Origin of the sequence: Streptomonospora litoralis, from assembly GCF_004323735.1 — a bacterium.
GTDB lineage: Bacteria > Actinomycetota > Actinomycetes > Streptosporangiales > Streptosporangiaceae > Streptomonospora > Streptomonospora litoralis.
Genome location: NZ_CP036455.1, coordinates 5685696 through 5709969 on the forward strand (window position 1 = coordinate 5685696; position 24274 = coordinate 5709969).

Here is a 24274-nt window from a genome sequence, read left to right on the forward strand (position 1 = left end):
CCCGGCTATCGGGCCCGGTCGGCTGGTCGACGGGTCGCGCTGTCGACATGGCGGCGAGTCGACGAACCGGCGAATCGCCGACCCGGAACGGCGGGCTAACTGGCGCGGTAGCCGCGGGTTTTCCGCGTGCGCGGACAAGGTCCGCCGACAGCCCGCGCTCGGGGTGCGGCGCCGGGTCGAGCGGCGAGGCGTCAGTCGTCCTGCTCCGCGCGGGCCTTGATACCGCGCAAGGTGATCTCCATGCCGGTCCGCAGTTCGTCCAACCGGCCGACCACCAACTGCTCCTCCAGGTCGGGCATGCGGTCGATCGCGGCGGTAAGCCCGGAGCGGCCCGGTCCCAGACGCGCCGACTGGCGCAGCAGCGTGCCGCCGTCCGACCGGGGTTCGAGAGTGTAGCGCCATGTCGCCATGGGGCGGTCGGGATCGTCGGCGGGCGGGCCGAACCGCCCGTCGGCGTCCAGCACGACCCAGCCGAACGCGTGCTCCGGCTCGAACTCGACGATTTGGACGACGGTCCGCCACTCGCCGAGGCGCCGGCTGCGGTTGTGCCCCGCGAAGCGCGCCCCGACCGCCGGCTCCGTCGCGCCGTCGAGCCACTCCACCCGCATCAGCTCCGGACTGTGCAGCGCGGGCGCCGCGATGTCGGCCACGACCGCCCACACCCGCGCCGCCCCGGCGCCGATGCCCACCTCGGAGGACACCCGCGGCCCGTCCGCGAAACGCATGCCCGCTCCTCACCCCTAAATCCCGAACCCAGCGTCCTGCTCTGGCTGCCCAGTCTGCCGGAGGGCGCATAAACAGGTGGCGAGCGGTCTACACTCGATGCGGCCGCCTCCGGCCACGGTCGATCGCGATCTCCCGACCCCTTCTAACGTGTCCCCATGGCCAGGAAGCCGTCCAGACACATGCAGACGCCGTCCACTGGCGACCGCAGACTCGCCGTCGTGATCGCGGCGGGATGGGGCGCCGCGACCGTACTGGTCCTCGTGCTGTGCGGCCTCGCCTGGTTGGCTTTGGGTATGCCCCGCTGGCAATCGGAACCTATTGTGACGCCGCGTCAGGCGGGTGAGATCCTGCGAATGGCTTTCGCCGTGGTTGCCGGCCTTGGCGGGGTCGCACTGCTCGTAATCGCCTACCGACGTCAGCGCACCACAGAGAACGGCGAGCAACGCGAGAACACACGGATGTTCACCGATCGGTTCACCACAGCCGCGGGGCAACTCGGCGACCCTCAGCCCGCGGTTCGGCTGGCGGGCGTGCATGCACTGACTCACCTGGCCGACGACGCCCCCGCCAACTCACGGGTACTTCGACAGATGTGCATCGACGTGCTCTGCGCCTACTTCCGCATGCCGATGGAGGAGGCTCCGCAGGATCCGCCCTCCGGGGCAACACCGGAGGAATTGAAGGCTCACCATGCTGAACAACTAACCGCTAGGTCGATGCGCGAAATCCGCGCCACCATTATGCGCGTCATCGCCGACCACCTGCGCAAGGGCATCGGCGATCCTTCCGCTTGGCACGGGTACGACTTGGACTTCCGTGGCTCTGCGGTCGAGCACTGCGACTTCAGCGGCGCCTTGTTCATCGGCGGCCGCATCTCCTTCGCGGGAGCCGGATTCCAACTTCGCGGCCTCGGTTCGCCCGAGACTCCGTTCGGGGCGGAGCTTTCGTTTGCGGGGGCGAGGTTCGCTGGAGCATACGTCGACTTCAGCGGAGCGGGGTTCCACGGCGGCCGCCTTTCCTTCGCTGGAGCAGCCTTCGACCAAGGGGAAGTCTCCTTCGCAGGTGCTGGGTTCAGGCAGGTGCAAGCTTCCTTCGCTGGAGCCATGTTCGACGGAGGAAGGCTGGATTTCGACGGCGCGGGTTTCTCAGCATGCGAGATGTCGTTCGCCGGCGCCGAAATCACGTCTGGTGCGCCTTCCGCTGACGGGGCTGGCTTCAGCCACTGCAAGCTGGACTTCGTCGACGTGGTATCCGCGGCTTCGGCGGTGCTGCTGCAGGGTGCAAGCTTCGCTGACTGCGAAATACGCCTGGCCGATGACGCGAAAGGTACTGACAGCGGCTCCGGGAACGAGCAGCACATCCGATAGCGGCGGTGCCGCGGGATCGGCGTGCGAATCGCGCCATGTCGACGAATCACCCCGGTGCCATGTCGACGAAGCGACTGTAGTGGCCCTGGAACGCGACGGTGACCGTGGCGGTGGGGCCGTTGCGGTGCTTGGCCACGATCAGGTCGGCTTCGCCCGCACGGGGGGACTCCTTTTCGTGGACGTCCTCGCGGTAGAGCAGGATGACCATGTCCGCATCCTGCTCAATGCTGCCCGATTCACGAAGATCGCTAACTTGGGGTTTTTTGTCCGTTCTCTGCTCTGGACCGCGGTTGAGCTGGGAGAGCGCGATCACCGGCACGTCCAGCTCCTTGGCGAGGAGCTTGAGGGACCGCGACATCTCGGAGACCTCCTGCTGGCGGCTCTCCACGCGGCCGGCGGAGCTCATCAGCTGCAGGTAGTCGACGATGATCAGTTTCAGGTCGTGCTGCTGCTTCAGGCGCCGGCACTTCGCGCGGATCTCCATCATCGAGAGGTTCGGCGAGTCGTCGATGAACAGCGGCGCGCCGGCGACCTCGCCCATGCGGCGGGCGAGGCGGGCCCAGTCGTCGTCGGTCATCAGGCCCGAGCGCATCGTGTGCAGCGGCACCCGCGCCTCCGCGGAGAGCAGGCGCATGACGATCTCGTTGCGGCCCATCTCCAGGCTGAAGAACACGCTGGTGAGCTGGTTCTTGATGGAGGCCGCGCGGGCGAAGTCCAGGGCGAGGGTGGAGTTGTGTGTGGGGATGCGCGCCCGCGTGGCCAGGTACAGGTGGTCGGGGTGGTCGACCTGGACGCAGCGCACCGGGACGCTGGGCACGCGCCGGGCGGCGACGATGCGGTGCGGCTCGTGGAGGTACTCGGGGCAATCGGGGTACTCCGCAGCCGCGGCGCCGTCCACAGGCTGGGGACCGACTGCGGCGGCCGCCGCCGGGACCGCCGCCGAGGCGCCTTCGCGCCGCCCGACGGCCGCCCGGTCGGGCGAGCCGGACCTCCGCCGCGCCGGGTCGGTTCCGGGTGCCGCGACGACGGTGCCCGCGGGCTCGGCGGCCGCGGCTTCCAGGGCGGCGGCGATTTCGCCCGTCGTCCGCAGGCTGTGGACCAGCGCCCCACCGCCGGCCCGGTACGCCGTCGGCCACTGGTGCTGTGCGTCGGCCACCACGCGCGTTCCGTCTGCAAAGCGCAGTTCGTAGCAGGGCCGCCCGTGCATGACCTCGGTGGCGGCGGCCACCCGGGTGGGCGAGCCGTCGGCGGCCACCAGCTCGTCGCCCTCGGCCACCGCGCCCATCGTGGTCCATCCCCGGGGTGTCGGCAGCGGGGTGTCCAGCGCCAGCGCCTTGCCCACCGCCGGGCGCGCCGCGATGATGACCATCTGGCCCGGGTGCAGCCCGTTGGAGAGCTGGTCGAAGTCGGTGAATCCGGTGGGCACACCGGTCATGGAGCCGTCGTGGGAGGAGATCGCCTCGATCTCGTCCAGCGCGCCGGGCATGATGTCGCTCAGCGGCAGGTAGTCCTCGCCGGTACGGCGCTCGGCGACCCGGTAGATCTCGGCTTGGGCGTGGTCGACCAGGTCGTCGACTTCGCCGTCGCCGGAGTAGCCGATCTGGGCGATGCGGGTGCCCGCCTCGACGAGGCGCCGCAGCACCGCCCGGTCGGAGACGATGCGCGCGTAGTAGCCGGCGTTCGCGGCCGTGGGGATGGACTCGGTGAGCGTGTGCAGGTACGGCGCTCCCCCGACCCGCGCGATCTCGCCGCGCTTGGTCAGTTCGGCGTTGACCGAGATGGCGTCCACCGGCTCGCCGCGGGAGAACAGGTCGACGGCGACGTCGAAGACCGTCTGGTGGGCCGGCCGGTAGAAGTCGGCGGACCGCACGATCTCGACCACCTGGGTGATGGCCTCCTTGGACAGCAGCATGCCGCCGAGCACGCTCTGCTCGGCCATGATGTCGTGCGGCGGTGTGCGCTCGAAGCCGGTGCCGGTGTCGTCCGGCGGGTGTTCGGCGACGCTCACGTGGATTCCCCCTGCTTCACGATCGGCATGTCCAGCATGCCCGAGCTTGGATTGTCGCTACTCGAGGACCCGCAGCGCAAAGCAGCCTGTGGACATCGCTGGGGAGAACCTGTGGACGACTGGGGAGATCCTGCGGATAGCTTGTGCACAGTGCCTGTGGATAACTTGTGCGCGCCGTGCAGATATCCTGTGTGACCTGCGCAGACTTTATGCACCGGCTGTGCGTGGAAGAAATTTCTCCATTCGCTTTCCACAAGTTATCCACAAGCTTCCCCCGATTGGTGGATAACCCCCGGTCAACCAGTCGAACACCTGTCCGCTATCGTTGCAAGGCCATGCCCCGACTCCTCTCCGCGCCGCCCTTCCGCCACGCCCACGACCGGGAGATCTTCCGCCTCGCGGTCCCCACGTTCTTCGCACTCGTCTCCGAGCCGCTCTTCCTGCTCAGCGACTCCGCGATCGTCGGCACCCTGGGCACGGCGGAGCTCGGCGGGCTCGGTGTGGCGGGACAGGTGCTGATGACCCTGGCCAACCTGTGCATCTTCCTGGCCTACGGCACCACCTCGGCGGTGGCCCGCCGCTTCGGTGCCGGGGAGACGGCCGCGGGACTGCGCAGCGGTATCGACGGGCTGTGGCTGGCGGTGCTCATCGGCGCGGCCATCCTCGCGATCGGGATGCCCGCCGCCCCCTGGCTGGTGCAGGCGCTCGGCGCCTCCCCCGACGTCGCCCCGCACGCACTGATCTACCTGCGGATCAGCCTGCTCAGCGCCCCCGGCCTGCTGATCATCATGGCCGGCACCGGCGTGCTGCGCGGGCTGCAGGACGCCACCACCCCGCTGGCCGTGTCGGTCGGCGCGAACCTGGCCAACATCGGGCTGGCCGCCCTCCTCGTCCTGGTATTGGACTGGGGCATCGCGGGATCGGCGTGGGCCACCGTCGCCGCCCAGAACACCGGCGCCGCGGTCTACGTGGCCGTCGTCTGGCGCGCCGCCCGACGGCACGGCGTCTCTCCCGCACCCAGCGCGGCGGGGCTGCGCTCGGCCGCCGGAGCGGGGTTCGCGCTGTTCGTGCGCACCGTGTCGCTGCGCGTCGTGCTGGTGGTGTGCACCGCGGTCGCCGCCCGGCTGGGCGACCCCGAGATCGCCGCGCACCAGGTCGCGACGCAGATCTGGTCGCTGCTGGTGTTCGCGATGGACGCCATCGCCATCGCCGGGCAGGCGATCATCGGCCGCTACCTCGGTTCGTCCGACGTCTCGGGCGCCCGCGCCGCCACCCGACGCATGGTCGAATGGGGCGTCTTCGCGGGGCTGGTGTTCACGGCGGTGGTGTTCGCGGCGCGGCCGTGGGCCCCGCTGCTGTTCACCGACGATGCCCAGGTACACCGCCTGCTGCTCGGGGCGCTCGTGGTGGTCGCGCTGATGCAGCCGCTGTCCGGGGTGGTGATGGTGCTCGACGGCATCCTGATGGGCGCCGGCGACCAGCGCTACCTGGCCTGGGCGAGCTTCTGGACGATGCTGGTCTTCCTGCCCTTCGCCGCCGCTGTGCGGTTCTGCCTGGCCGACGACGCCCAAGCCGGACTGGTCGGCCTGTGGTGCGCGTTCGCGGTGTGGATGACGGCCCGCGGCGCGACGCTTGCGCTGCGGGCACGCAGCGGAGCCTGGCTGGTCGCCGGGGCTGCCCGGCCTTGACCCCGGCGGCCTCGCCCTCAGCGGTCCTCGGGGCTCACCGCGGGACCGTGGTAGAACAGCGCCCTCCGCTCGGTGGCCGGGACCTCGGGATAGGTGGGCAGGTGCGACTCGGGTACGGCGTCGTCGCGCAGCACCACCCGCGCCTGAAGGCTGCGCATCCTGGACCCGACGTCGCCGCGCAGCCGCGGCAGCATGCCGTAGAGCTTGTCGCCCGGGCAACTGGTGGCGTTGTAGTCGCGGTGGCCGACGATCGCCCGCGCCGGGTTGAGGCCGTAGGCCAGGCACAGCCACGCGCAGGTCTCGACGAGCGCGCTCATCAGGTCCCGCGGCGGCGTCGCCGACATGTAGTTGCCCTCGTTCTCGATACCGATGGAGTGCGAGTTGTGGTTGGCCGTATGCGCGCCGACGACGTGGTTGTCGTGCGTGATCGCCTTCAGCGAGCGGTTGCGGCCCTCCATAACGTGGCCGCCGCGGCTGATGGTGAGCTGCTGGCCGGTGTCGTCCCAGCCGTTGCTGTCCATGTGGTAGTTCTGAATCGAACGCGACAGCCGGAACGCGTGGTTCCGGGAGCGGTCGGAGCTGTTCCCGGTGGCGGTGTGGTGCACGACGATCCGGTCGGGCGGCGCGCCCAGCACCGTCGCCCAACGCTTCGGCTTGCGGGCGTTCCATTCGCCGCGGTGGTAGATCCGCGGCCGGGGTAATGCGAGTGCGTCCTCGGCGGAAGCCAGGTCGATCGCACCGCCGAGAAGCACCCCGCCGGCCGCCAACGCGGCCCCGTGCAGGACACTTCGCCGTGCAACGCCCGTGTCCGCCCTGTCACCGTGATGACTGGACATACCGGCCCCACCCTTCCTGTGGAGTTACAGGCCCACAGGACAAGATAAGTCACTCTTTGCGGCTAAAGCGTTACTAAAAGCAGTGGGCGTGTCGTGTCCTGCACCGCGTGGACGCACGAAAAGGCCCCGGCTCCCAACGGGAACCGGGGCCTGCGGCGCTGCTGGGCAGCTGTGCTCAGACGCCGACGACCTGCACCGCGATGGTGGCCGACACCTCGGGGTGCAGGCGGATCTGCACCTTGTGGTCGCCGACGGACTTGATCGGGTTGCGGATCTCGATCCGGCGCTTGTCGACCTCGGGGCCGCCGGCCGACTTCACGGCCTGGGCGACGTCGGCGGCGGTGACCGAGCCGAACAGGCGGCCGCCGTCGCCGGCACGCTGGTCGAGCCGGACGCGCATGGCGTTCAGCCGACCGGCGACCTGCTGGGCGTCCTCCAGGTTGCGGATCTCCCGAGCGTCGCGGGCGCGGCGGATCGAGTCGATCTGCTTCTGGCCGCCGCGGGTCCACCGGATGGCGAAGCCGCGCGGCAGCAGGTAGTTGCGGCCGTAGCCGTCCCTCACCTCGACGACGTCGCCCGGGGCGCCGAGGCCGGTGACCTCTTGGGTCAGAATCAGCTTCACGACAAACCTCCCTCGAAAATCCCCGTTAGCGAGCGGTGCTGGTGTAGGGCAGCAGCGCCATCTCGCGGGCGTTCTTGATCGCCGTGGCGACATCGCGCTGATGCTGCGTGCAGTTGCCGGTCACCCGACGAGCGCGGATCTTGCCGCGGTCGGAGATGAACTTACGCAGCAGCGTGGTGTCCTTGTAGTCGATGTAGGTCAGCTTTTCCTGACAGAACAGGCAAACCTTCTTCTTGGGCTTGCGCGCTGCCGGCTTCGCCATCGTGGTGCTCCTTTGCAAGAGCCCCGGATGTCCCGGGGATGGTCAATCGGACAGGGTTTCAGACATGCGCGGCCACACGGGCGCGCTGCCGACGTGGTAATGCGGCGGTCTAGAACGGAGGCTCGTCGGAGAAGCCTCCGCCGCCGAAGCCGCCGCCACCGCCACCGGTCGCCCACGGGTCGTCGGCCGGAGGGCCGGAACGGCCGCCCTGGGAGCCGCCGAAGCCGCCCCCCTGGTTGCCGTAGCCACCGCCCTGGCCGCCGCCTTGACCGCCGCCGTAACCTCCGCCACCGCCGAAACCGCCGCCTTGGCCGCCCTGGCGCTGCACCTTGGTCACCTTGGCGGTGGCGCTGCGCAGCGCGGGGCCGACCTCGTCGACGTCGATCTCGAAGACGGTGCGCTTCTCGCCTTCCTTGGTCTCGAACGAGCGCTGCTTGAGCCGGCCCTGCACGATGACGCGCATGCCGCGCTGCAGGCTCTCGGCGACGTTCTCCGCGTACTGCCGCCAGACGGAGCAGGTGAGGAACATCGACTCGCCGTCGCGCCACTCGCCGCTCTGCCGGTCGAAGATGCGCGGGGTCGAGGCGACGCGGAAGTTGGCGACCGCGGCACCGCTGGGGGTGAATCGCAGTTCCGGATCGTCGACGAGGTTGCCGACGAGCGTGATCTGGGTTTCGCCTGCCATGGATTGGCTCCGGGATGGGTAGTCGGATCAGGCGTGCGGGCGCAGAACGCCGATGCAGCGGACGCCGGTGGTCGCGGTCGGGGGCCCCGGGCCTCAGTGCGCCGAGGGGCGCAGGACCTTCGTGCGCAGCACGGCCTCGGTGAGGCCGAGCTGGCGGTCGAGCTCCTTGACCGTCGCGGGCTCGGCGGACAGGTCGATCACCGCGTAGATGCCGTCGCTGTTCTTGGCGATGTCGTAGGCAAGCCGGCGCTTGCCCCAGACGTCGACCTTCTCGACCGTGCCGCCGTCGTTGCGGACGACCCCCAGGAACTGCTCCAGCGACGGGGACACCGTGCGCTCATCGAGGCTGGGGTCGAGGATGACCATCACTTCGTAACGACGCATGGGCGTTCGTACCTCCTCTGGACTGTCGCGGCCATGGTCTCTCCATGGCAGGAGGGCATTGAGCCAGACGAAAGCCAAGGTTACCAGCCGTCAAGGCCCTGAATCGCCCTTCCGCAGGCAATCCACAACCGTGAGGACGCACAGGGCAGCGACCGCGCACAGCCGCCCCAGCAGGACCAGCGCGTAGCCCTCGAAGGCCAGACCCGCCGGCGGCCCGGCTACCGCGGGGTCGCTCTGCTGGGTGACGAACAGCAGGTGCTGCCAGATGCCGAAGAAATAGCAGACCTCGGCCACCTGCCACAGAGCGAAGAGCGCGACCGGCACGGCCGGGCGCACCGTACGCGGCCAGGCGAGGACGGCCAGAGGCAGCAGCCACAGCACGAACTGCGGTGACCACACCTTGTTCGTCATCAGGAAGGCGGCCACCACCAGGAACACCAGCTGCTCCAGCGGCGGCCTCCGGCGCGCCAGCACCCCCAGCAGCGCGATCGCCGCGCAGGCGACCAGCAGTGAGCCCGTACCCGTGGCGTTGACCAGGTCCAGGTCGCCGGAATCGAACAGGCCGAAGCCGCCCAGCGCGTAATAGAGCGACCCCCAGTCGGCGCCGCGCTCCCGGCTGAAGGTGAAGAACGTCGCCCAGTTGTCCGGCGCGGCCAGCACGACCGGCAGGTTCACCGCGGCCCACGCGGCCACCGCCCCGCCGAGGGTGCGCAGGAAGCCGGACAGCGGCAGCCCGCCCTCCTTGCGCCACAGCTCCCGCAGCGCCAGCACGAAGAGCGGTCCCAGCACCAGGAACGGGTAGAACTTCGCGGCCGTCGCCAACCCGATCAGCGCTCCGGCGGCCCACATCCGGCCGCGGGCGTAGCAGAGCAGGCCGCCGACCAGCAGCGCCACCGCCAGCAGGTCCCAGTTGATCAGGCCGGTCAGCACCGCAGACGGCGCCAGCGCGACGAACCCGCCGGCGAGCAGAGCCGCGCGGGGGTGGAAATCGCCGCCCGCGGCGGCGAGCCCGCCGCGGCCCGCGATGTGTCCGGTGCCCACCACCGCGACGACCAGGCAGCAGCCCAGTACCGCGGCGGTGACGTCGAAGTAGGCGAAACCTCGGGCGCTGTCGGGCAGCCACGCGACGGCGCGCGCCGCCAAGTAGTGCAGGCCGCCGGTCAGTACGGGGTACTCGGTCTGGACGTCGAGGTAGGGCACGGCGCCGGTGCCGAGCTCGTCCCGGTAGTACAGCGGGAAGATGTCGCTGTAGCAGGCGTAGGTGTACTGGCCGCCCTCGATCCACGCGCCGCCGAAGCGGCACGGCCACTTCGCGAGGTAGGCCAGCACGGCGCCGACGGCACCGAGGACGACCAGCCACAGTCCCGTCCGCCCTGTGTCGTGGGGCATACGCCGCGGGCCGGCGGCGAGATCGCCGCCGGCCCGCGGTTCGGGCGTCACAGTCACCTAGAAGCCGCCCAGCTGGATTCCGTTGTCGTTGTCGTCCTCGTTGTTGCCGCCGTTGTTGCCGTTGCCGTTGCCGCCCTCGCCCGGCTCGCCGCCCGTGGGCTCCCCGGTCGGCGTGCCCGGCGTGGTGGGCTCGCAGTCCTCCCAGAAATTGTCCGGGCGGCACGGCGGAGTCGCGGTCTCCGTCGGATCCTCGGTCTGCTGAGTCGGCGACTCAGGCGCGGTCGGCGTAATCGTCTCGTCCGGCTCCTCGCTCGGCTCCTCCTGGGTCGGCGTGGCCTCCGGCGTGGGCGTCGGCCCGTAGCGCTTCGCGCTGCCCGAGTAGACCGGGTCCTCGAAGCGCATGACCTCCTTGCCCTTCATCGCCTCGGTCATGTACGTCTTCCAGATCTTGGCGGAGGTCGTACCACCGTAGATCGCCTCGACGCCGGGGATGACCAGCTTCTTGCCGTCGTCGCGGCTCAGCCCGACCGCCGTGGAGAGCTGCGGGGTGAACCCGACGAACCACGCCGACTTGGCGCTGTTGGAGGTACCGGTCTTGCCGGCCACCGGGCGGCCGTCGGGCAGCGCGGCCGATTCGCCACCGCCGTTCTCGACCACCTGGGTCATCGCGTAAGTGGCGTCGATCGCGGTCTGCCGGCTGAACGCCTGCGTGCCCGACTCCAGCTTGGCGGCGTCCTCGGGCTCGACCACGTCTCCCTCGGCGTTGGTGACCTTGGTGATCATGTGCTGGGGCATGTGCACGCCGCCGTTGGCGAACGTGGCGAACCCGGCCGCCTGGTCGAGCGCGGAGACGCGGTAGGTGCCCAGCGCGATGTTGGGCCCCAGCTGCGCGGTCTCGAACTGGTCCTCGCTGACGCCGGCCGCGGCCGCGGTGTCGCGCACCGCCTGCGGAGTGGTCTCGATCGCCAGCTGCACGAAGCTGGTGTTGATCGAGTCCGCGGTCGACTCGACGAGGTTCACTTGGCCGTGGTCGACGTTGCTGTCGTTCTGGATCGACTCACCGACACCCGGGAACTCCTGCGGGGAGTCGCCGTTGAACTCGCTCTTCAACCCGATCCCCTGCTCCAGTCCGGTCGCGAGGACGTAGGGCTTGAACGCCGAACCGGCCTGCGCGTCGAGCCGAAGCGAGTTGTTGGGGTCCTTCGTCCAGTCCGTGCCGCCGTAGAACGCCTTGATCTCGCCCGTCTGCGGCTTGACCGAGACGAGGCCCTGGACGGTCTCCTTCGGCATGTCGGGCAGAGTCTCGGAGAAGGCCTTAGCGGCCTCCTTCATCAGCTTGGGGTCGAGGGAGGTCTCGACCGTGTAGCCGCCGGTCTGCACCTGGCCGGGCTCCAGCCCGTACCGGTTGGCCAGCTCGTTGAGGACGGCCGTCTTGATATAGCCCTCCTGGCCCTGCACCTCCAGGCCGGGGTCGTAAGGGACCGTTTCGGGGAACTCCAGCTCGTTGGCCTTCGCCTTCGTCATGCCCAGTTCGGGGTTGTTCTGGTGCATTTCGACCAGGCCGTCGCGGGTGTAGTCCCAGCGCTCCTTGAGGATCTCCTCCATCTCCGAGCCCTTCTCGATGTTCTCGAAGTTGCCCGGCTGCTGGATGATGGAGCCGATGAACACGCCCTCGGCCGCGTTGAGGTCCTGCACGTCCTTGCCGAAGTACGCCTGCGCGGCGGCCTGGACCCCGTACGCCTGGCGGCCGAAGTAGATCGTGTTGAGGTACTTCTTCAGGATCTCATCGGGGGCCATGACCTGGCCCGCCTTGATCGCGATCATGATCTCGCGCAGCTTGCGGGTGTAGGTGCGCTCCTGGGAGAGGATGTCGTAGTAGTTGCGCGCCATCTGCTGCGTGATGGTGGAACCGCCGCCGGCCGAGCCCAGCGTCAGCACGGCGCGCGCGGTGCCGGATATGGAGATGCCCGGCTCCTCGTAGAAGTTGCGCTGCTCGGCGGCGAGGACGCCGTTGACGACGGGCTGCGGAATCTCCTCGCCTTCTTTGATCATGACGCGGTTGACCTCGCCGGTGGTGACCGCCTCTTTGCCGTTGGCGTAGTTGATGCTGGTGGCCGCGAGCATCGCCCTGTCCTGCTCGTCGATCGTGCGGGGATCCGGCGTGCTGGCGTAGGCGATGCCCAGCACCGCCACGCCGGTGATGAACATCAGGCTGCAGGCGATGACGGCGGGCTTCCACGCCTTGGCGAAGAAGCGCTTGACGGGGCCGCGGTCGTCGAACTCGTCGTGGTCGTCGTCCCGTGCGGCCCTGCGGCGGCCACCCGAGCCGTGCGCGGCCCGGCGGCCGGGTCCGCCGGGGCCGGCCTCGGATCTGGCGCCGCCTGCCGCGGCGCGCCGTTGGCCGCTCTGCCTGCCGGGCTCGGGGCGGCGCCGGCGGGCGTCGCCCGGCTCGGGGCGGCTGCGTCGGGCGGGGCGGTCGTCGTCCCAGAAGCCGTCGCCGTCGGCGGGGCCGGGGCGGCCGCGACCGCCACCGCCGCCTCCGCCGCCGTCCCAGTAGCCGGCGGTGTCGTCCCGGTCAGGCCTGCGCCGGCCGCCGGCGCGTTCGTCCCCCGCCGGGCCGCCGGCCCGGCGCCTGCCGCCGTCGCCGTGCGCGCCGCCGGCCGGGCCACCGGCCCGGCGGCGCCCGCCGGCATTCCGTCGTCTTTCGGTACTCACGCGTCCTCGATTGCTGTTCAGCGGCCGATCGGCCTTACGACTCGGGTAGGGGAAGGGGGATGGGTGACCCTGCGCGAAGGCGATTCCGGCCGACGGTTCGAACCGCACCAATCGGTTTCGGGGGTTCCAGCGTCCGATTTATGGGACGCCCGACTGTCGCGGTTGGTTTTCGACCGCGCCGGAAACGCCGTCCTCTGCTTCCTCCTGTCGGCGACCTCTAGGCAAGAACCCCGTGGTGGGGCCCTGGTCGGGTGTCGGCCGTCACAGCCGCACTCGACGCGCTCGCCTTCCTCGGCCCGGGTCCGCGTTCACGGGGGTGGACCACGGGCGCATCGGGCCCCACGGGTAAAGCACCCGTCACGGTAGAGCGATGCCGCCGCATAGCACAACCCGGGCGTGAGCGTAGCGGTCCGGCGGCGCAGGCCCGGAATCGGCGACTACGCCGTGTGCACGGACGACAGACTACGGTGCCCGCGCCGCGGCGCGGGTCCGAACGCGCCCGAGGGCTGCCACCGGGTGCATACCTCCAGGTCGCCCGCCATGTATCTCGGACACCGGGCGGACTGCGGACTCAGCATGCGGTGTTAGATAGTCAACATGGGGTTGCGTTATATCGACGCGATATAGTCATACGTAGATAAACCACCCATCGGACCCATCTTTCCAGGAAGCCCGCAGTCGGGCAGATGCCGCCCGGACTCGCCGCATCGCCGCGCGGGCGGGAACAGATCCGGCCCCGGCGGGGCTGACTCCCATAGGCGCGACGAAGCAGGAGGTGCGGTGATGAGCTCAGGGCGGGCCCGCGTGCTGGAACTCGCCGTTCTCGGACACCTCGCCGCTGCCCCGATGCACGGCTACGAACTGCGCAAACGCCTCAACTCCGAACTCGGTGCGTTCCACGCCTTCTCCTACGGCTCCCTCTACCCGTGTCTGAAGGCGATGCTGCGCGACGACCTCGTGTCCGTCTCCGCACCGGGCGATACGTCCGCCGCGCGGGGGCGCCGCTCGCGGATCGTGTACCGGCTCACCGAACACGGACGCGACCGGCTGCACGCACTCCTCGCCGAGAGCACGCCCGCGGCCACCGACGACGAGTGCTTCGGGGTGCACTTCACCCTGTTCGGCCGCACCCGCTCAGAGGTGCGGCTGCGTATCCTCGACGGTCGGCGCACGCGGCTGCTGGAGCGGCTCTCCACCCTGCGGCAACGCCTGGACGACCAGCCGGGCGACCCCTACACCGTTGAATTGAACCGCCATCGGGCAGCGGCGATCGAGAGCGAGGTCGACTGGCTCGACGGCCTCATCCGCCGGGAGCGGCGGTGCGCGGAGAAGCCGTCGGGCACCGATGCGACCATCGGCGGAGGCGTCCCCCTGAACAGGGGTGCTCCGCCGCACACCGACAGCCGGCGCTAGCCGGGCGGCCCAGTCGCCGCAGCTCGGCGCGCTTTCCCCGGCGCGCCGCGAACATCCCGATCAGCAACGAAAAAGGAGCAAGGACCAATGGGTTCGGTACGCGTAGCCGTCGTCGGTGTCGGAAACTGTGCGGCGTCGCTCGTCCAGGGCGTCCACTACTACTCAGACGCCGACCCCGAGTCCCGGGTCCCCGGCCTCATGCATGTGCAGTTCGGCTCCTACCACGTGCGCGATGTGGAGTTCGTCGCGGCGTTCGACGTCGACGCGAAGAAGGTCGGCCACGACCTCGCCGACGCCATCAGCGCCAGCGAGAACAACACGATGAAGATCTGCGACGTCGCACCCACCGGAGTGACGGTGCAGCGCGGCCCCACCTTCGACGGGCTGGGGCAGTACTACCGCGAGACCATCGAGGAGTCCACCGAGGACGCGGTCGACGTGGTCGCCGCGCTCAAGGCCGCCCGCGCCGACGTGCTCGTCTCCTATCTCCCCGTGGGCTCGGAGGAGGCCGACCGCTTCTACGCCCAGTGCGCCGTGGACGCCGGCGTGGCGTTCGTCAACGCGCTCCCGGTCTTCATCGCCTCCGACCCCGAGTGGGCCGACAAGTTCACCGAGGCCGGCGTGCCCATCGTGGGCGACGACATCAAGTCCCAGGTCGGGGCGACCATAACGCACCGGGTGCTGTCCAAGCTCTTCGAGGACCGCGGGGTCGTCGTGGACCGCACCTACCAGCTCAACTTCGGCGGGAACATGGACTTCATGAACATGCTGGAGCGCGAGCGGCTGGAGTCCAAGAAGGTTTCCAAGACGCAGTCGGTCACCTCGCAGATCCCGCACGAACTCAAGGCCGGGTCGGTACACATCGGCCCCTCGGACCATGTGCCGTGGCTGGACGACCGCAAGTGGGCCTACATCCGCCTGGAGGGCCGCGCCTTCGGCGACGCGCCGGTGAACCTGGAGTACAAGCTGGAGGTGTGGGATTCCCCCAACTCCGCCGGGATCATCATCGACGCCATCCGCGCGGCGAAGATCGCCAAGGACCGCGGAATCGGCGGCCCCATCCTGTCGGCCTCCTCCTACTTCATGAAGTCGCCGCCCGTCCAGCACAGCGACAGCGACGGCCACGCGATGGTCGAGCGCTTCATCGCGGGCGAAATCGACCGCTGAGCCGCGGTCGCGCCGCCGCCTCACGCGGATCCGTTCGCCAGCGGGGTACCGCTCGCGCGAGGCGGCCGCTCGGCCGTGGGCGGGGACGCCTGGATGCGGCCGGGGTCGGCCGCCGGGGATCGGCCGGCCGCCGCGGACGTCATAATGGCCTTCCGACCGAAGCCGACCCGGGCAGATCGCCCGTGCAGGGCAAGGAGCCTCGATGAGCTACCCCCAGGACCCCGGCTGGTCCGCTCCCCCGGGACACCAGGGACCCCAGGGTCCGTGGCAGCAACCTCCCCCGGGAGCCGGCGGTCCTCAGTACCCCGGACAGCAGCCTCCCGGCGGTCCCGGCCCCGGATACGGGCCGCCGCCGAGCGGACCCGGCCCTGGATACGGGCCGCCGCCGAGCGGACCCGGCCCTGGATACGGGCCGCCGCCGAGCGGACCCGGATACGGCCCTCCGGGCGGTCCGGGCGCACCACCGGGCGGGCATCCAGGCGGCGCGCCCCAGAACCCCTTCCCCCCGCCGCCCGGTGGACGGCCGCCCGGGGGCGGCCGCAACGTCGGGCTCATCCTGGTCATCGTCGCCGTCTGCATCGCCGTGCTCGTCGTGTTGGGCGGGGTCGGGTTCTGGCTCCTCGGCACGTCGAACGGGGGCTCTTCGGGGTCCTCGGGCTCCGCCGGCCAAGGCGGCGGCTCGCTGGAGCGCTACCAGGGCACCTGGGACGGCTCGCTCGAACAGTACGACGCCGGCGGCAACTCCATGGGCACCTGGTCGCTCACCCTGGAGATCGACGGCGAGCGGATCGCGGGTGAGGAGTACGGCCTCACAGGAACCGAGGACGGCCGCTGCACCTGGGAGATCGCCGACACCACACTTACTCGGGAGAACCTGCGGTTCGCCTACTCGGTGGCCGACGACCCCGACTGCGTCGACAACGGCGCAGTCACGCTGACGCCCGCCGGCGACGACGGTCTCGAAATCGTGGTCGTCAGCACCATGCAGGACGGCAGTGAAAGCACGTCGTCGGGCATCATCCAGCGCCAGTAGGAGACCTGCGCCGCACAGCGGCGGCCGGACGCGCGCAACCGTCCGGCCGCCGCTGTTTCACGTGGAACGTCGCCCGCGCCCGGCACCGCGCCCGTGCCGGCTTCGGCGGCCGAGCCGCGGTGCGTCCGCGGCGTCCGGGCAGCCATAGGGTTGACCGGTGTCCTTCTACCGCGATCTGCGCGACGTGCTTCGGGGACCGCGGTTCCGCCGCCTGTTCGCCACCCGGCTGGTCTCCCAGTTCGGCGACGGCGTCTACCAGGCCGGACTGGCGGGATACGTCTTCTTCGCGCCCGAGCAGCAAACCACCGCGGCCGAGGTCGCCGCGGCGTTCGCCGTCCTACTGCTGCCGTTCTCCGCCGTCGGCCCCTTCGCCGGTGTCCTTATCGACAGGTGGTCACGTCGACAAGTCCTGGTCGCGTCGACCCTCGCCAAGGGGCTGCTGGCGGCCGGAACCGCCGCGCTGGTGTGGTCGGGCTCCGACGGTGCCGCCTTCTACGCCGGTGCCCTCGCCCTGCTCAGCGTGAACCGCTTCGTGCTGGCCGCGCTCTCCGCGGCGCTGCCGCACGTGGTGCCGCGGCACAAGCTCATGATGGCCAACGCCGTCACCCCGACGTGCGGCACCTTCGCCGCCTTCCTCGGTGCGGGTGTCGGTGCGGGACTGCGCCTGCTCGGCGGCGGCGGGCACACGGGCACCGCGCTGATCCTGTTCGGAGCGGGAGTGGCGATGGCGCTGGCCGCGCCCGCGGCACTCACGCTCGGCCGGGCGGAACTGGGCCCCGACCTCGCCGAGCAGACCGACCGCGTCCGGACCGCGGTACGCAACGTCGCGGTGGGCCTGGCCGACGGGGCGCGCCACATCTGGCACCGGCGCCCGGCGCGCTACGGGCTCGCCACCATCGCCGGTCACCGCCTCGGCTACGGCGTCGCGACGCTGGTCACGCTGCTGCTCTACAACAACACCTTCACCGCCGGCGGCGTGGCCGGGTTCGCCGGGTTCTCCGTGGCGCTGGCGGCCTCGGCCGCCGGGTTCTTCGCCGGCGCGGTGTCGACGCCCTGGGCCACGGCCCGGGTCCCCGCCGACGCCTGGATCGCGCTGCTACTGGGCGGTGGATGTACGGCACTGGTGGGATTCGGCCTGCCGTTCTCCGCCGTCCTCTTCCCAGCGGCGGCATTCGCGCTGGGGGTCGTGTCACAGGGCGTGAAGGTGAGTGTCGACACGCTGGTCCAGCGACATGTCGACGACGCCTTCCGGGGGCGGGTCTTCTCGGTCTACGACATGCTCTTCAACGCCGCCTTCGTCGCCGGAGCCGCCGTGGCCGCGGTAGCGGTGCCGCCGTCAGGGGTCAGCGCCGGAACCGTCGCCGCCCTCGCCGCCGGCTACGCGGTGATGGCGGCCTGCTGGACGGTGCGCGCCCGCGTCCGGCGCCGCGCGGGGGCCGACGCGGCCCGCAGCGGGGAGTGAGGCGGCCGCGAGGAGCCGAAGCGCGGTGTCGACATGGCGCTGTGGCGATGCGGCGACATGCGGACATGCCGGTATGCGGCCCGGGGACGCGCCCTGCGGCCCCGGGAGGCCGGCCGGTGCCCTACTCGCCCTCCTGCGTGCCGGAGCCGCCCGATTCGCCGAGGTGGCGTTCGGCCCAGGCGCGCAGCTCGGCCGCCGCCGCGTCCTTGCCCATCGGGCCGTTCTCCAGGCGCAGCTCCAGCAGGAACCGCCACGCCTTGCCGATCATCGGGCCGGGGCCGATGTCGAGGATCTGCTGGATCTCGTTGCCGTCGAGGTCGGGGCGGACCTTGTCGAGCTCCTCCTCCTCGGCGAGGCGCTCGATCCGGCGCTCGATGTCGTCGTAGGCGCGGGCCAGCGCGGCCGCCTTGCGGCGGTTGCGGGTGGTGCAGTCGGCCCGGGTGAGGACGTGCAGCCGCTGCAGCTGGTCGCCGGCGTCGCGCGCGTAGCGCCGCACCGCCGAGTCGGTCCACTCGCCCTTGCCGTAGCCGTGGAAGCGCAGGTGCAGGGCCACCAGCTTGCCGACGTCGGCGACGACGTCCTTGGAGAACCGCAGCGCGCTGAGCCGGTTCTTGCTCATCGAGGCGCCCACCACCTCGTGGTGGTGGAAGGTGACGCGGCCACCTGCCTCGAAGGCCCGGGTCTTGGGCTTGCCGATGTCGTGCAGCAGCGCCGCCAGCCGCAGCACGAGATCGGGCTCCATTCCGCGCTTGCCTTCCAGCTCGATCGCCTGGTCGAGCACGGTGAGCGAGTGGTCGTAGACGTCCTTGTGCCGGTGGTGCTCGTCGATCTCCAGGCGCATGCGCGGGATCTCGGGCAGCACGTGGGCGGCGAGGCCGAGGTCGACCATCAACTCCACCCCCGTGCGGGGGGCGCTGCTGAGCATCAGCTTGGTGAGCTCGTCGCGGACCCGTTCGGCCGAGACGATCGTCAGCCGGTCGGCCATGGCGGCGGCCGCCTCGCGCACCTCCGCGGCGGGCGTGAGGCCGAGCTGGGCCGCGAAGCGGACCGCGCGCATGATGCGCAGCGGGTCGTCACTGAAGGAGTCCTCAGGCTTGCCGGGAGTGCGCAGCCGCCCGGCAAGCACGAGGTCGGCCAGCCCGCCGAAGGGGTCGACGAACTCGCGCTCGGGCAGCCGCACCGCCATGGCGTTGACGGTGAAGTCGCGGCGCAGCAGGTCGTCGTGCAGCGAATCGCCGTAGTTCACCTCGGGCTTGCGGGACTTGGGCTGGTAGGACTCGCTGCGGTAGGTGGTGATCTCCAGCTGAAGGCCGCCCTTGCGCAGCCCGACCGTGCCGAAGTCGATCCCCACTGTCCACACGGCGTCGGCCCAGCCCTCGACCAGCGAGAGGATCGTCTGCGGGACGGCGTCGGTGGTCAGGTCGAAGTCGTGCACCGCGCGGCCCAGCAGGGCGTCGCGGACGGGACCGCCTACCAGCGCGAGCTCGTGCCCGCCCGCGGCGAACCGCTCCCCCAGCTCCTCGGCGACGGAACCGATGGAGCCGAAGAGTTCGGCTATCGCCGCCCGCTGCTGGTCGGTGAGCTCGCCGGCTGCGGTCGGCACACTCCTGTCCGCGGGCTCGCGAGGGGATTCACCTGGAAACGCTGTGTTCGGCACACCACCAGAGAGTAGGTGGCGTCTCCGAGTGATGCGAATCGGCCCCAGCCCGCCGTACAGGGACGATCGCGCCCGCGGGCAATCCTGCACGGGGTCTGGGACAGGGCTCCCATACTTTCCGCCCTGCCCGTAATGCATCGGAGCGCGGGCGGTGAGGCGGTATCGTTCTCAGCAGTCCGCCGCTACACCCGCTTGATCCGGGCGGGCGTGCGCGTGACTCGCGAGACCGCGGCGTCCAACATCTCCGTTCCAATCCCCCGCGGGCCACTGTCAACCTGACACGGAAGACCTTCTGGCGTGCGTCGTATCGTCCACATCGGCGCGGTCGTGGCCACGACCGCCGCCATCGTCCCGGCTCTGGCCGGATTCACCCCTGCCCAGGCGCCGGTCGCCACCGCCGCCGACGAGGAGGGCACCGAAAACGCCCCGCTGGTCGTCGAGGAGATCACGCCGAAATCCATCGGGGACGACAGCCGGATCCGGATCCGCGGCGAGGTCACCAACACCACCGGCAGCAGGATCGACGAGGTCACCGTACGGTTCAGCTATTCGGCGTACGCGTTCGACGAGCGCTCCGAACTCGGCGAGTTCACCTCGGGCGACGGCGTACGGCCCGGCATCGAGGCGGCCGAGGTCGAACTGGACGAGCCGCTGGCCCCCGGCGACTCGGCCGAGTACACGCTGCGCGCCGATGCCGCCGAGTTGTCGCTCTCCTCCTGGGGTGTCTACCCCCTGGTGGTGGAGGCTTCCGACGGATCCGGCGGCGAGATCGGCCGGCAGCGGACCTTCCTGCCCTACCGCGGCGGCTCGGCGCCGGAGACCCTCGACATCGCCTGGGTGTGGCCGCTGATGGACCGGCCCCAGCGCGCCGACGAAGACACGTTCCTCGGCGACTCGCTGACCCGGAGCCTTGGCCCCGATGGGCGGCTCGGCCGGCTGCTGACGATCGGCGCCCAGGACGAGCGAGTGAGCCTGGAGCCCGAGGACCCCGCCGAAGAGACCTCCCCGTCGCCGCTCACCCCGTCGCAGACTCCGTCCGAGACCCCGTCTGCCGCCGCTTCCGCGGCCGCCGAGGACGCCTCCGCGACCGCCGGGGCCGATTCGCAGGCCGGCGCGCAGGACGGGTCGCAGCGCGGCCCCTCGGACGAGGACACCGGGGTCCCCCTCACGTGGGTCGTCGACCCCGGGCTGCTGGCCGACATCGACCGGCTCACCTCGCCACACCGGCTCGTGGAGGAGCCGCGTTCGGCGACCGGATCGGGGCAGGGCGCGGGCGGCGCCGCCGAGGACGACGCCGGGATCGCCACCACCTCCGCGCAGGCCAGTCCCGAGGCCGGCATCTGGCTCGACCAGGCCCGCGCGGCGCTGGCGGAGGACTCCCTGGCGGCCGCGCCCTACGCCTCCGCCGACATCGCCGCCCTGCTGCGCCACGGGCTCTCCGACGACGCCGACGCGTCGGTCGAACTGGGCCGCGAGGCGGTCGAGCGGGTGCTGCAGCGCACCGCCGACGAGACCGTCGCCGTGCCCCGGGGCGGCCTGCTGAACACCCCCACCCGCGAGTTCTACCAGCGCCACGGTGCCAGCACGTTCCTGCTGCGTGAGGCCGCCATGCCCGCCGAGTCCGGGCTGGGGTACACGCCCACAGCGCAGGCTCCGGTGTCGCTGGGCAAGGGCGAGAAGGGCACCGCGCTGGTCGCCGACAGCGGACTCGCCCAGGTGCTGCGCCAGGAGGCCGACGGCCCCGGAGAGGCGGCCCTGGCCCAGCAGCGCTTCGCCGCCGAGACCGCCATGATCGCCGCCGAGTCGCCCGGGACTCCGCGCACCCTCCTCGCCTACCCGCCCGCCGACTGGAACCCCAGCGCGGACTTCGCCCGCGGCCTGCTGGACTCCAGCCGGTCGCTGCCCTGGCTCGACCCGGTCGAGCTGGCCGGGGTCGAACCGGACGACTCCTCGTCCGGCGACGCCCGCAAGGACCTCGTCTACCCCGAGCGCGCTACGCGGTCCGAACTCGACAAGTCCTACCTGGAGAAGGTCAAGGACGTGCGCAGCCGGGTCCGGCTGTTCAACAGCGTCCTCGTCGACGGCGAGGACCCCTTCCGCCCGGCGATCCTGCGGCTGGAGTCGGCCGCCTGGCGCCGGGAGGACGACCTCTCCTCCCCTGCGCGCGCCCTGGTGCGCCAGGCGGTCGAACGGGACATGGACAAGGTCCACATCATCCCGACCGAACCCGTGACACTGGCCAGCACGACCGGGACCATCGCCGTCCTCATCGCCAACGACCTGCAGGACCAGACGGTGCGGGTCAACCTGTCCATGCTGTCGGGCAACCCCGAACGCCTGTCCATCGGCAACTACCAGGACGCCATCGAGATCGGCCCCGGCGGCAAGACCACCGTCTACGTGGAGCTGACCGCGCGGGTCAACGGCCGCACGATGATCCAGATGAACCTGCACAACCTCAACGGGGAGCCGATCTCCGACGAGCAGTACCTGCCGGTGCACGCCACGGGGATGGGGATGCAGGCTCTGGTGATCAGCGGGCTCGGCGCTCTCGTGCTCGTCGTCGCGCTGGCGCCGCGCGCCCTGCGCAAGTGGGCGCGCAACCGCGCGGGCGGCGCCGCGGCCACCGCTGCGGCCGGCCCCCCAGGGGGCGAGGGCGACGACGAGGACGGCGGGGACCGCGGCACGACCGGGTCACCCGAACCGGCGGACGACCGCGGCGGCGCGCAGGGCGAGTGGTCGGGCCCGGACGCCGGTATGCAGCACAATGAGGAGGGATCCGCGAGCGCCCCGCCGACCGGCTCCGGCTCCGATTCCCCCTCCGCGCCGCCGGCCCAGGGCGAGGACTCCTCCGGCGGCACCGGCGCCGAACGCTAGCGGCGGTCGAGCAGTCCGGACCGCGACGCCGATCGCCGAACTCCGAGCTTCGCCTCGCCGAGCCACGTATTTCGAAGGGAGCCGTCTGTGGCCACCGAGACCACCAACGGCAGCGACGAACCCCCTGCCGCCGGCCGCGACCCCGCCGACGCGGCCGCCCGGGACGGGGGGTACGCAGCGGCGCAGCCCGCGGAGGACTCCGCCGACGCCGAGGCGCAGGAGTCCGCGCAGCCGGAGGAGGACGGCGGCTCCGGGGGCATGATGCGCTCCAGCGCGATCATGGCCGCGGGCACCATGGTCTCCCGCGTCACCGGATTCGTGAAGGCCGTGGTCATCGCCGCTGCCCTGGGCACCCAGCTGCTCGGCGACGCCTACCAGACCGCGCAGACCATCCCCTTCATCATCAACGACCTGCTCATCGGCGGGCTCATCGCCAGCGTCCTGGTGCCGCTGCTCGTCAAGCGGCGCATGCGCGACGCCGACGGCGGCGTGAAGACCGAGAACCGGCTGTTCACCTCCGCCGTGCTGGTGCTCCTCGCGGTGACGACGGCGGCGATCCTGGCCGCCGAACCGCTCATCGGCCTCTACCTCGGCGACTCCGCACCCCGCCAGTCCGAGGTTTCGGTGTACCTGGCGCGCTTCCTGCTCGCCCAGATCTTCTTCGTGGGGCTGAGCGGCCTGATCAGCGGCATGCTCAACACCCGCAACCGGTTCGGCGCGCCCGTGTGGGCACCCGTGCTGAACAACCTCGTCATCATCGCCGTCGGGGCGCTGTTCCTGGTGGTGGCGGGCGCCGGGCGGACCGTCGACACCGTGACACAGGGGGAGCTGGTGCTGCTGGGCGCCGGCACCTCGACCGGCATGGCCGTGCAGGCGGTCGTCCTGATCGCGGCGCTGTGGCGCGCCGGCTTCCGCTGGCGGCCCCGGTTGGACCTGCGCGGCTCCGGCCTGGGAGAGGCGCTGCGCACCGCAGGCTGGATGTTCGTCTACACCGTGATGACCCAGATCGGCCTGCTGATCACCGCCAACGCGGTCAACCGCGCCGGCGCCGCCAGCGCCAGCGGCGGCTACGACGTCGGCGCCGGGCTGACGGCCTACAACTTCGCCTACACGCTCTTCCAACTGCCCTACGCCATCATCGCGGTCTCTCTGATCACGGTGCTGCTGCCGCGGATGAGCGCCCACGCCGCCGAGCAGCGCTGGTCCGAGGTCCGCGACGGGTTCTCCCGCACGCTGCGGATGTCGGCCCTGGTGCTCGTTCCGCTGGGCCTCGCGCTGGCGATCTACGCGGTACCGGTGGCCACCCTCGTCTTCGCGCGCGGCAACACCTCCGCCCAGGACGCGGCCAACATCGGCGCCGTGCTGTGCGCAATGGCGCTGGGGCTGGTGCCGTTCACCGTCTTCCAGCTGATGCTGCGGGTCTTCTACGCGATGAGCGACACGCGCACGCCCGCCCTGATCAGCATCGCGAACGTGACCGTGCACGGTGTGCTGGCCTACACGGCGTTTCGTCTGCTGCCGCCCGACGTCGTCGTGATCGGGGTCGCCGCCGGGTTCATGCTGTCGTTCCTCTCGGGGTCGGTGATCGCCGGGTTCATCCTCAGCCGCCGACTCGGCGGGCTTGACGGGCGACGCATCGGTGCAACACTGTTGCGGCTGCACGCGGCCGCGATCCCCAGCGTCGTCGTCGGCATCGGCGTCCTGTGGCTGTTCTCCAGCCAGGTCGGCGATGGCCTCGCGACCGACATCGGGGCCCCGGTCGTCGGCTGCCTGGCGGGCGCGCTGCTGTTCCTGCTCTGCGCCCGCCTGCTGGTTCGGGAACTGTCCGACGCCGTGGCGCTCGTGCGCGCCCGACTGGGCAGATAACCCGCCGCCCTCGGCCCCCTGCCACCGCGGCCGACCGCTTCGCCCCGCCCGCGGCTCCCCGCCGCCCTGAAGGAAGCACCAGAAGATGACGCAACCGGTGGCCGACGACCCGTCCGG

Annotated in this window: 18 protein-coding genes; 8 read left to right on the forward strand and 10 right to left on the reverse strand. The window is 71.0% G+C overall.

Annotated features, from left to right (window positions below):
- Positions 1-191: 191 nt before the first annotated feature.
- Positions 192-725 (reverse strand): SRPBCC family protein, encoded by a 534-nt coding sequence (locus tag EKD16_RS24305; protein ID WP_131101764.1) that lies wholly within the window; start codon positions 723-725, stop codon positions 192-194.
- A gap of 156 nt (positions 726-881) precedes the next feature.
- Between EKD16_RS24305 and EKD16_RS24310 the strand changes: the two genes are divergently transcribed.
- The gene (locus EKD16_RS24310) at positions 882-2093 is read left to right on the forward strand and encodes a pentapeptide repeat-containing protein (RefSeq protein ID WP_131101767.1); all 1212 of its coding nucleotides are present in this window, start codon (positions 882-884) and stop codon (positions 2091-2093) included.
- Between the two features lie 46 nt (positions 2094-2139).
- On the opposite strand, the gene dnaB is transcribed toward EKD16_RS24310, so the two are convergent.
- Entirely contained in the window at positions 2140-4101 is a 1962-nt protein-coding gene (gene dnaB, locus EKD16_RS24315) for a replicative DNA helicase (RefSeq protein ID WP_207391398.1), read from the reverse strand.
- A gap of 335 nt (positions 4102-4436) precedes the next feature.
- Between dnaB and EKD16_RS24320 the strand changes: the two genes are divergently transcribed.
- On the forward strand, positions 4437-5789 hold the full coding sequence (locus EKD16_RS24320) for an MATE family efflux transporter (RefSeq protein ID WP_131101769.1): 1353 nt from the start codon (positions 4437-4439) through the stop codon (positions 5787-5789).
- Between the two features lie 17 nt (positions 5790-5806).
- Here EKD16_RS24320 and EKD16_RS24325 read toward each other — a convergent pair whose 3' ends face one another.
- From EKD16_RS24325 to EKD16_RS24355, 7 genes are all read right to left on the reverse strand, one after another.
- Positions 5807-6625, reverse strand: coding sequence for a peptidoglycan recognition protein family protein (locus EKD16_RS24325; RefSeq protein WP_131101771.1), 819 nt, complete (start codon positions 6623-6625; stop codon positions 5807-5809).
- Between the two features lie 175 nt (positions 6626-6800).
- Positions 6801-7247, reverse strand: coding sequence for a 50S ribosomal protein L9 (gene rplI / locus EKD16_RS24330; protein WP_131101773.1), 447 nt, complete (start codon positions 7245-7247; stop codon positions 6801-6803).
- Between the two features lie 25 nt (positions 7248-7272).
- Complete coding sequence (gene rpsR / locus EKD16_RS24335; RefSeq protein WP_040273181.1) at positions 7273-7509, reverse strand: 30S ribosomal protein S18; 237 nt, start codon at positions 7507-7509, stop codon at positions 7273-7275.
- 109 nt (positions 7510-7618) lie between these two features.
- Complete coding sequence (locus EKD16_RS24340; RefSeq protein ID WP_131101775.1) at positions 7619-8194, reverse strand: single-stranded DNA-binding protein; 576 nt, start codon at positions 8192-8194, stop codon at positions 7619-7621.
- 93 nt (positions 8195-8287) lie between these two features.
- On the reverse strand, positions 8288-8578 hold the full coding sequence (rpsF, locus tag EKD16_RS24345) for a 30S ribosomal protein S6 (RefSeq protein WP_131101777.1): 291 nt from the start codon (positions 8576-8578) through the stop codon (positions 8288-8290).
- Between the two features lie 90 nt (positions 8579-8668).
- Positions 8669-9967 (reverse strand): glycosyltransferase family 87 protein, encoded by a 1299-nt coding sequence (locus tag EKD16_RS24350; protein ID WP_131101779.1) that lies wholly within the window; start codon positions 9965-9967, stop codon positions 8669-8671.
- A gap of 57 nt (positions 9968-10024) precedes the next feature.
- Positions 10025-12682 carry a transglycosylase domain-containing protein gene (locus tag EKD16_RS24355; RefSeq protein WP_131101781.1) on the reverse strand — a complete coding sequence of 886 codons (2658 nt, stop codon included), beginning with the start codon at positions 12680-12682 and terminating at the stop codon, positions 10025-10027.
- A gap of 783 nt (positions 12683-13465) precedes the next feature.
- Here EKD16_RS24355 and EKD16_RS24360 point away from each other — a divergent pair.
- From EKD16_RS24360 to EKD16_RS24380, 4 genes are all read left to right on the forward strand, one after another.
- Positions 13466-14095 (forward strand): PadR family transcriptional regulator, encoded by a 630-nt coding sequence (locus EKD16_RS24360; protein WP_131101783.1) that lies wholly within the window; start codon positions 13466-13468, stop codon positions 14093-14095.
- An 87-nt stretch (positions 14096-14182) separates the two neighbouring features.
- Positions 14183-15262 carry an inositol-3-phosphate synthase gene (locus EKD16_RS24365; protein ID WP_131101785.1) on the forward strand — a complete coding sequence of 360 codons (1080 nt, stop codon included), beginning with the start codon at positions 14183-14185 and terminating at the stop codon, positions 15260-15262.
- Between the two features lie 583 nt (positions 15263-15845).
- Positions 15846-16295, forward strand: a complete 450-nt coding sequence (locus tag EKD16_RS24375; protein WP_131101789.1) for a hypothetical protein — start codon at positions 15846-15848, stop codon at positions 16293-16295.
- A 157-nt stretch (positions 16296-16452) separates the two neighbouring features.
- The gene (locus EKD16_RS24380) at positions 16453-17757 is read left to right on the forward strand and encodes an MFS transporter (protein WP_131101791.1); all 1305 of its coding nucleotides are present in this window, start codon (positions 16453-16455) and stop codon (positions 17755-17757) included.
- Positions 17758-17878: 121 nt separating this feature from the next.
- On the opposite strand, the gene EKD16_RS24385 is transcribed toward EKD16_RS24380, so the two are convergent.
- The gene (locus EKD16_RS24385) at positions 17879-19414 is read right to left on the reverse strand and encodes a CCA tRNA nucleotidyltransferase (protein ID WP_165498659.1); all 1536 of its coding nucleotides are present in this window, start codon (positions 19412-19414) and stop codon (positions 17879-17881) included.
- A 297-nt stretch (positions 19415-19711) separates the two neighbouring features.
- Between EKD16_RS24385 and EKD16_RS24390 the strand changes: the two genes are divergently transcribed.
- Both EKD16_RS24390 and murJ read left to right on the forward strand, forming a co-directional pair.
- Positions 19712-22291 (forward strand): DUF6049 family protein, encoded by a 2580-nt coding sequence (locus tag EKD16_RS24390; RefSeq protein ID WP_242677154.1) that lies wholly within the window; start codon positions 19712-19714, stop codon positions 22289-22291.
- 87 nt (positions 22292-22378) lie between these two features.
- Entirely contained in the window at positions 22379-24157 is a 1779-nt protein-coding gene (murJ, locus tag EKD16_RS24395; RefSeq protein ID WP_242677155.1) for a murein biosynthesis integral membrane protein MurJ, read from the forward strand.
- The last annotated feature ends 117 nt before the right edge of the window (positions 24158-24274 follow it).

What these genes read in the sequence shown, in the direction of transcription:
- EKD16_RS24305 (WP_131101764.1), bottom strand. Translation starts at nt 725, where the DNA reads ATGCGTTTCGCGGACGGGCCGCGGGTGTCCTCCGAGGTGGGCATCGGC.
- EKD16_RS24310 (WP_131101767.1), top strand. Translation starts at nt 882, where the DNA reads ATGGCCAGGAAGCCGTCCAGACACATGCAGACGCCGTCCACTGGCGAC.
- EKD16_RS24320 (WP_131101769.1), top strand. Translation starts at nt 4,437, where the DNA reads ATGCCCCGACTCCTCTCCGCGCCGCCCTTCCGCCACGCCCACGACCGG.
- EKD16_RS24325 (WP_131101771.1), bottom strand. Translation starts at nt 6,625, where the DNA reads ATGTCCAGTCATCACGGTGACAGGGCGGACACGGGCGTTGCACGGCGA.
- rpsR (WP_040273181.1), bottom strand. Translation starts at nt 7,509, where the DNA reads ATGGCGAAGCCGGCAGCGCGCAAGCCCAAGAAGAAGGTTTGCCTGTTC.
- EKD16_RS24340 (WP_131101775.1), bottom strand. Translation starts at nt 8,194, where the DNA reads ATGGCAGGCGAAACCCAGATCACGCTCGTCGGCAACCTCGTCGACGAT.
- rpsF (WP_131101777.1), bottom strand. Translation starts at nt 8,578, where the DNA reads ATGCGTCGTTACGAAGTGATGGTCATCCTCGACCCCAGCCTCGATGAG.
- EKD16_RS24350 (WP_131101779.1), bottom strand. Translation starts at nt 9,967, where the DNA reads ATGCCCCACGACACAGGGCGGACGGGACTGTGGCTGGTCGTCCTCGGT.
- EKD16_RS24360 (WP_131101783.1), top strand. Translation starts at nt 13,466, where the DNA reads ATGAGCTCAGGGCGGGCCCGCGTGCTGGAACTCGCCGTTCTCGGACAC.
- EKD16_RS24365 (WP_131101785.1), top strand. Translation starts at nt 14,183, where the DNA reads ATGGGTTCGGTACGCGTAGCCGTCGTCGGTGTCGGAAACTGTGCGGCG.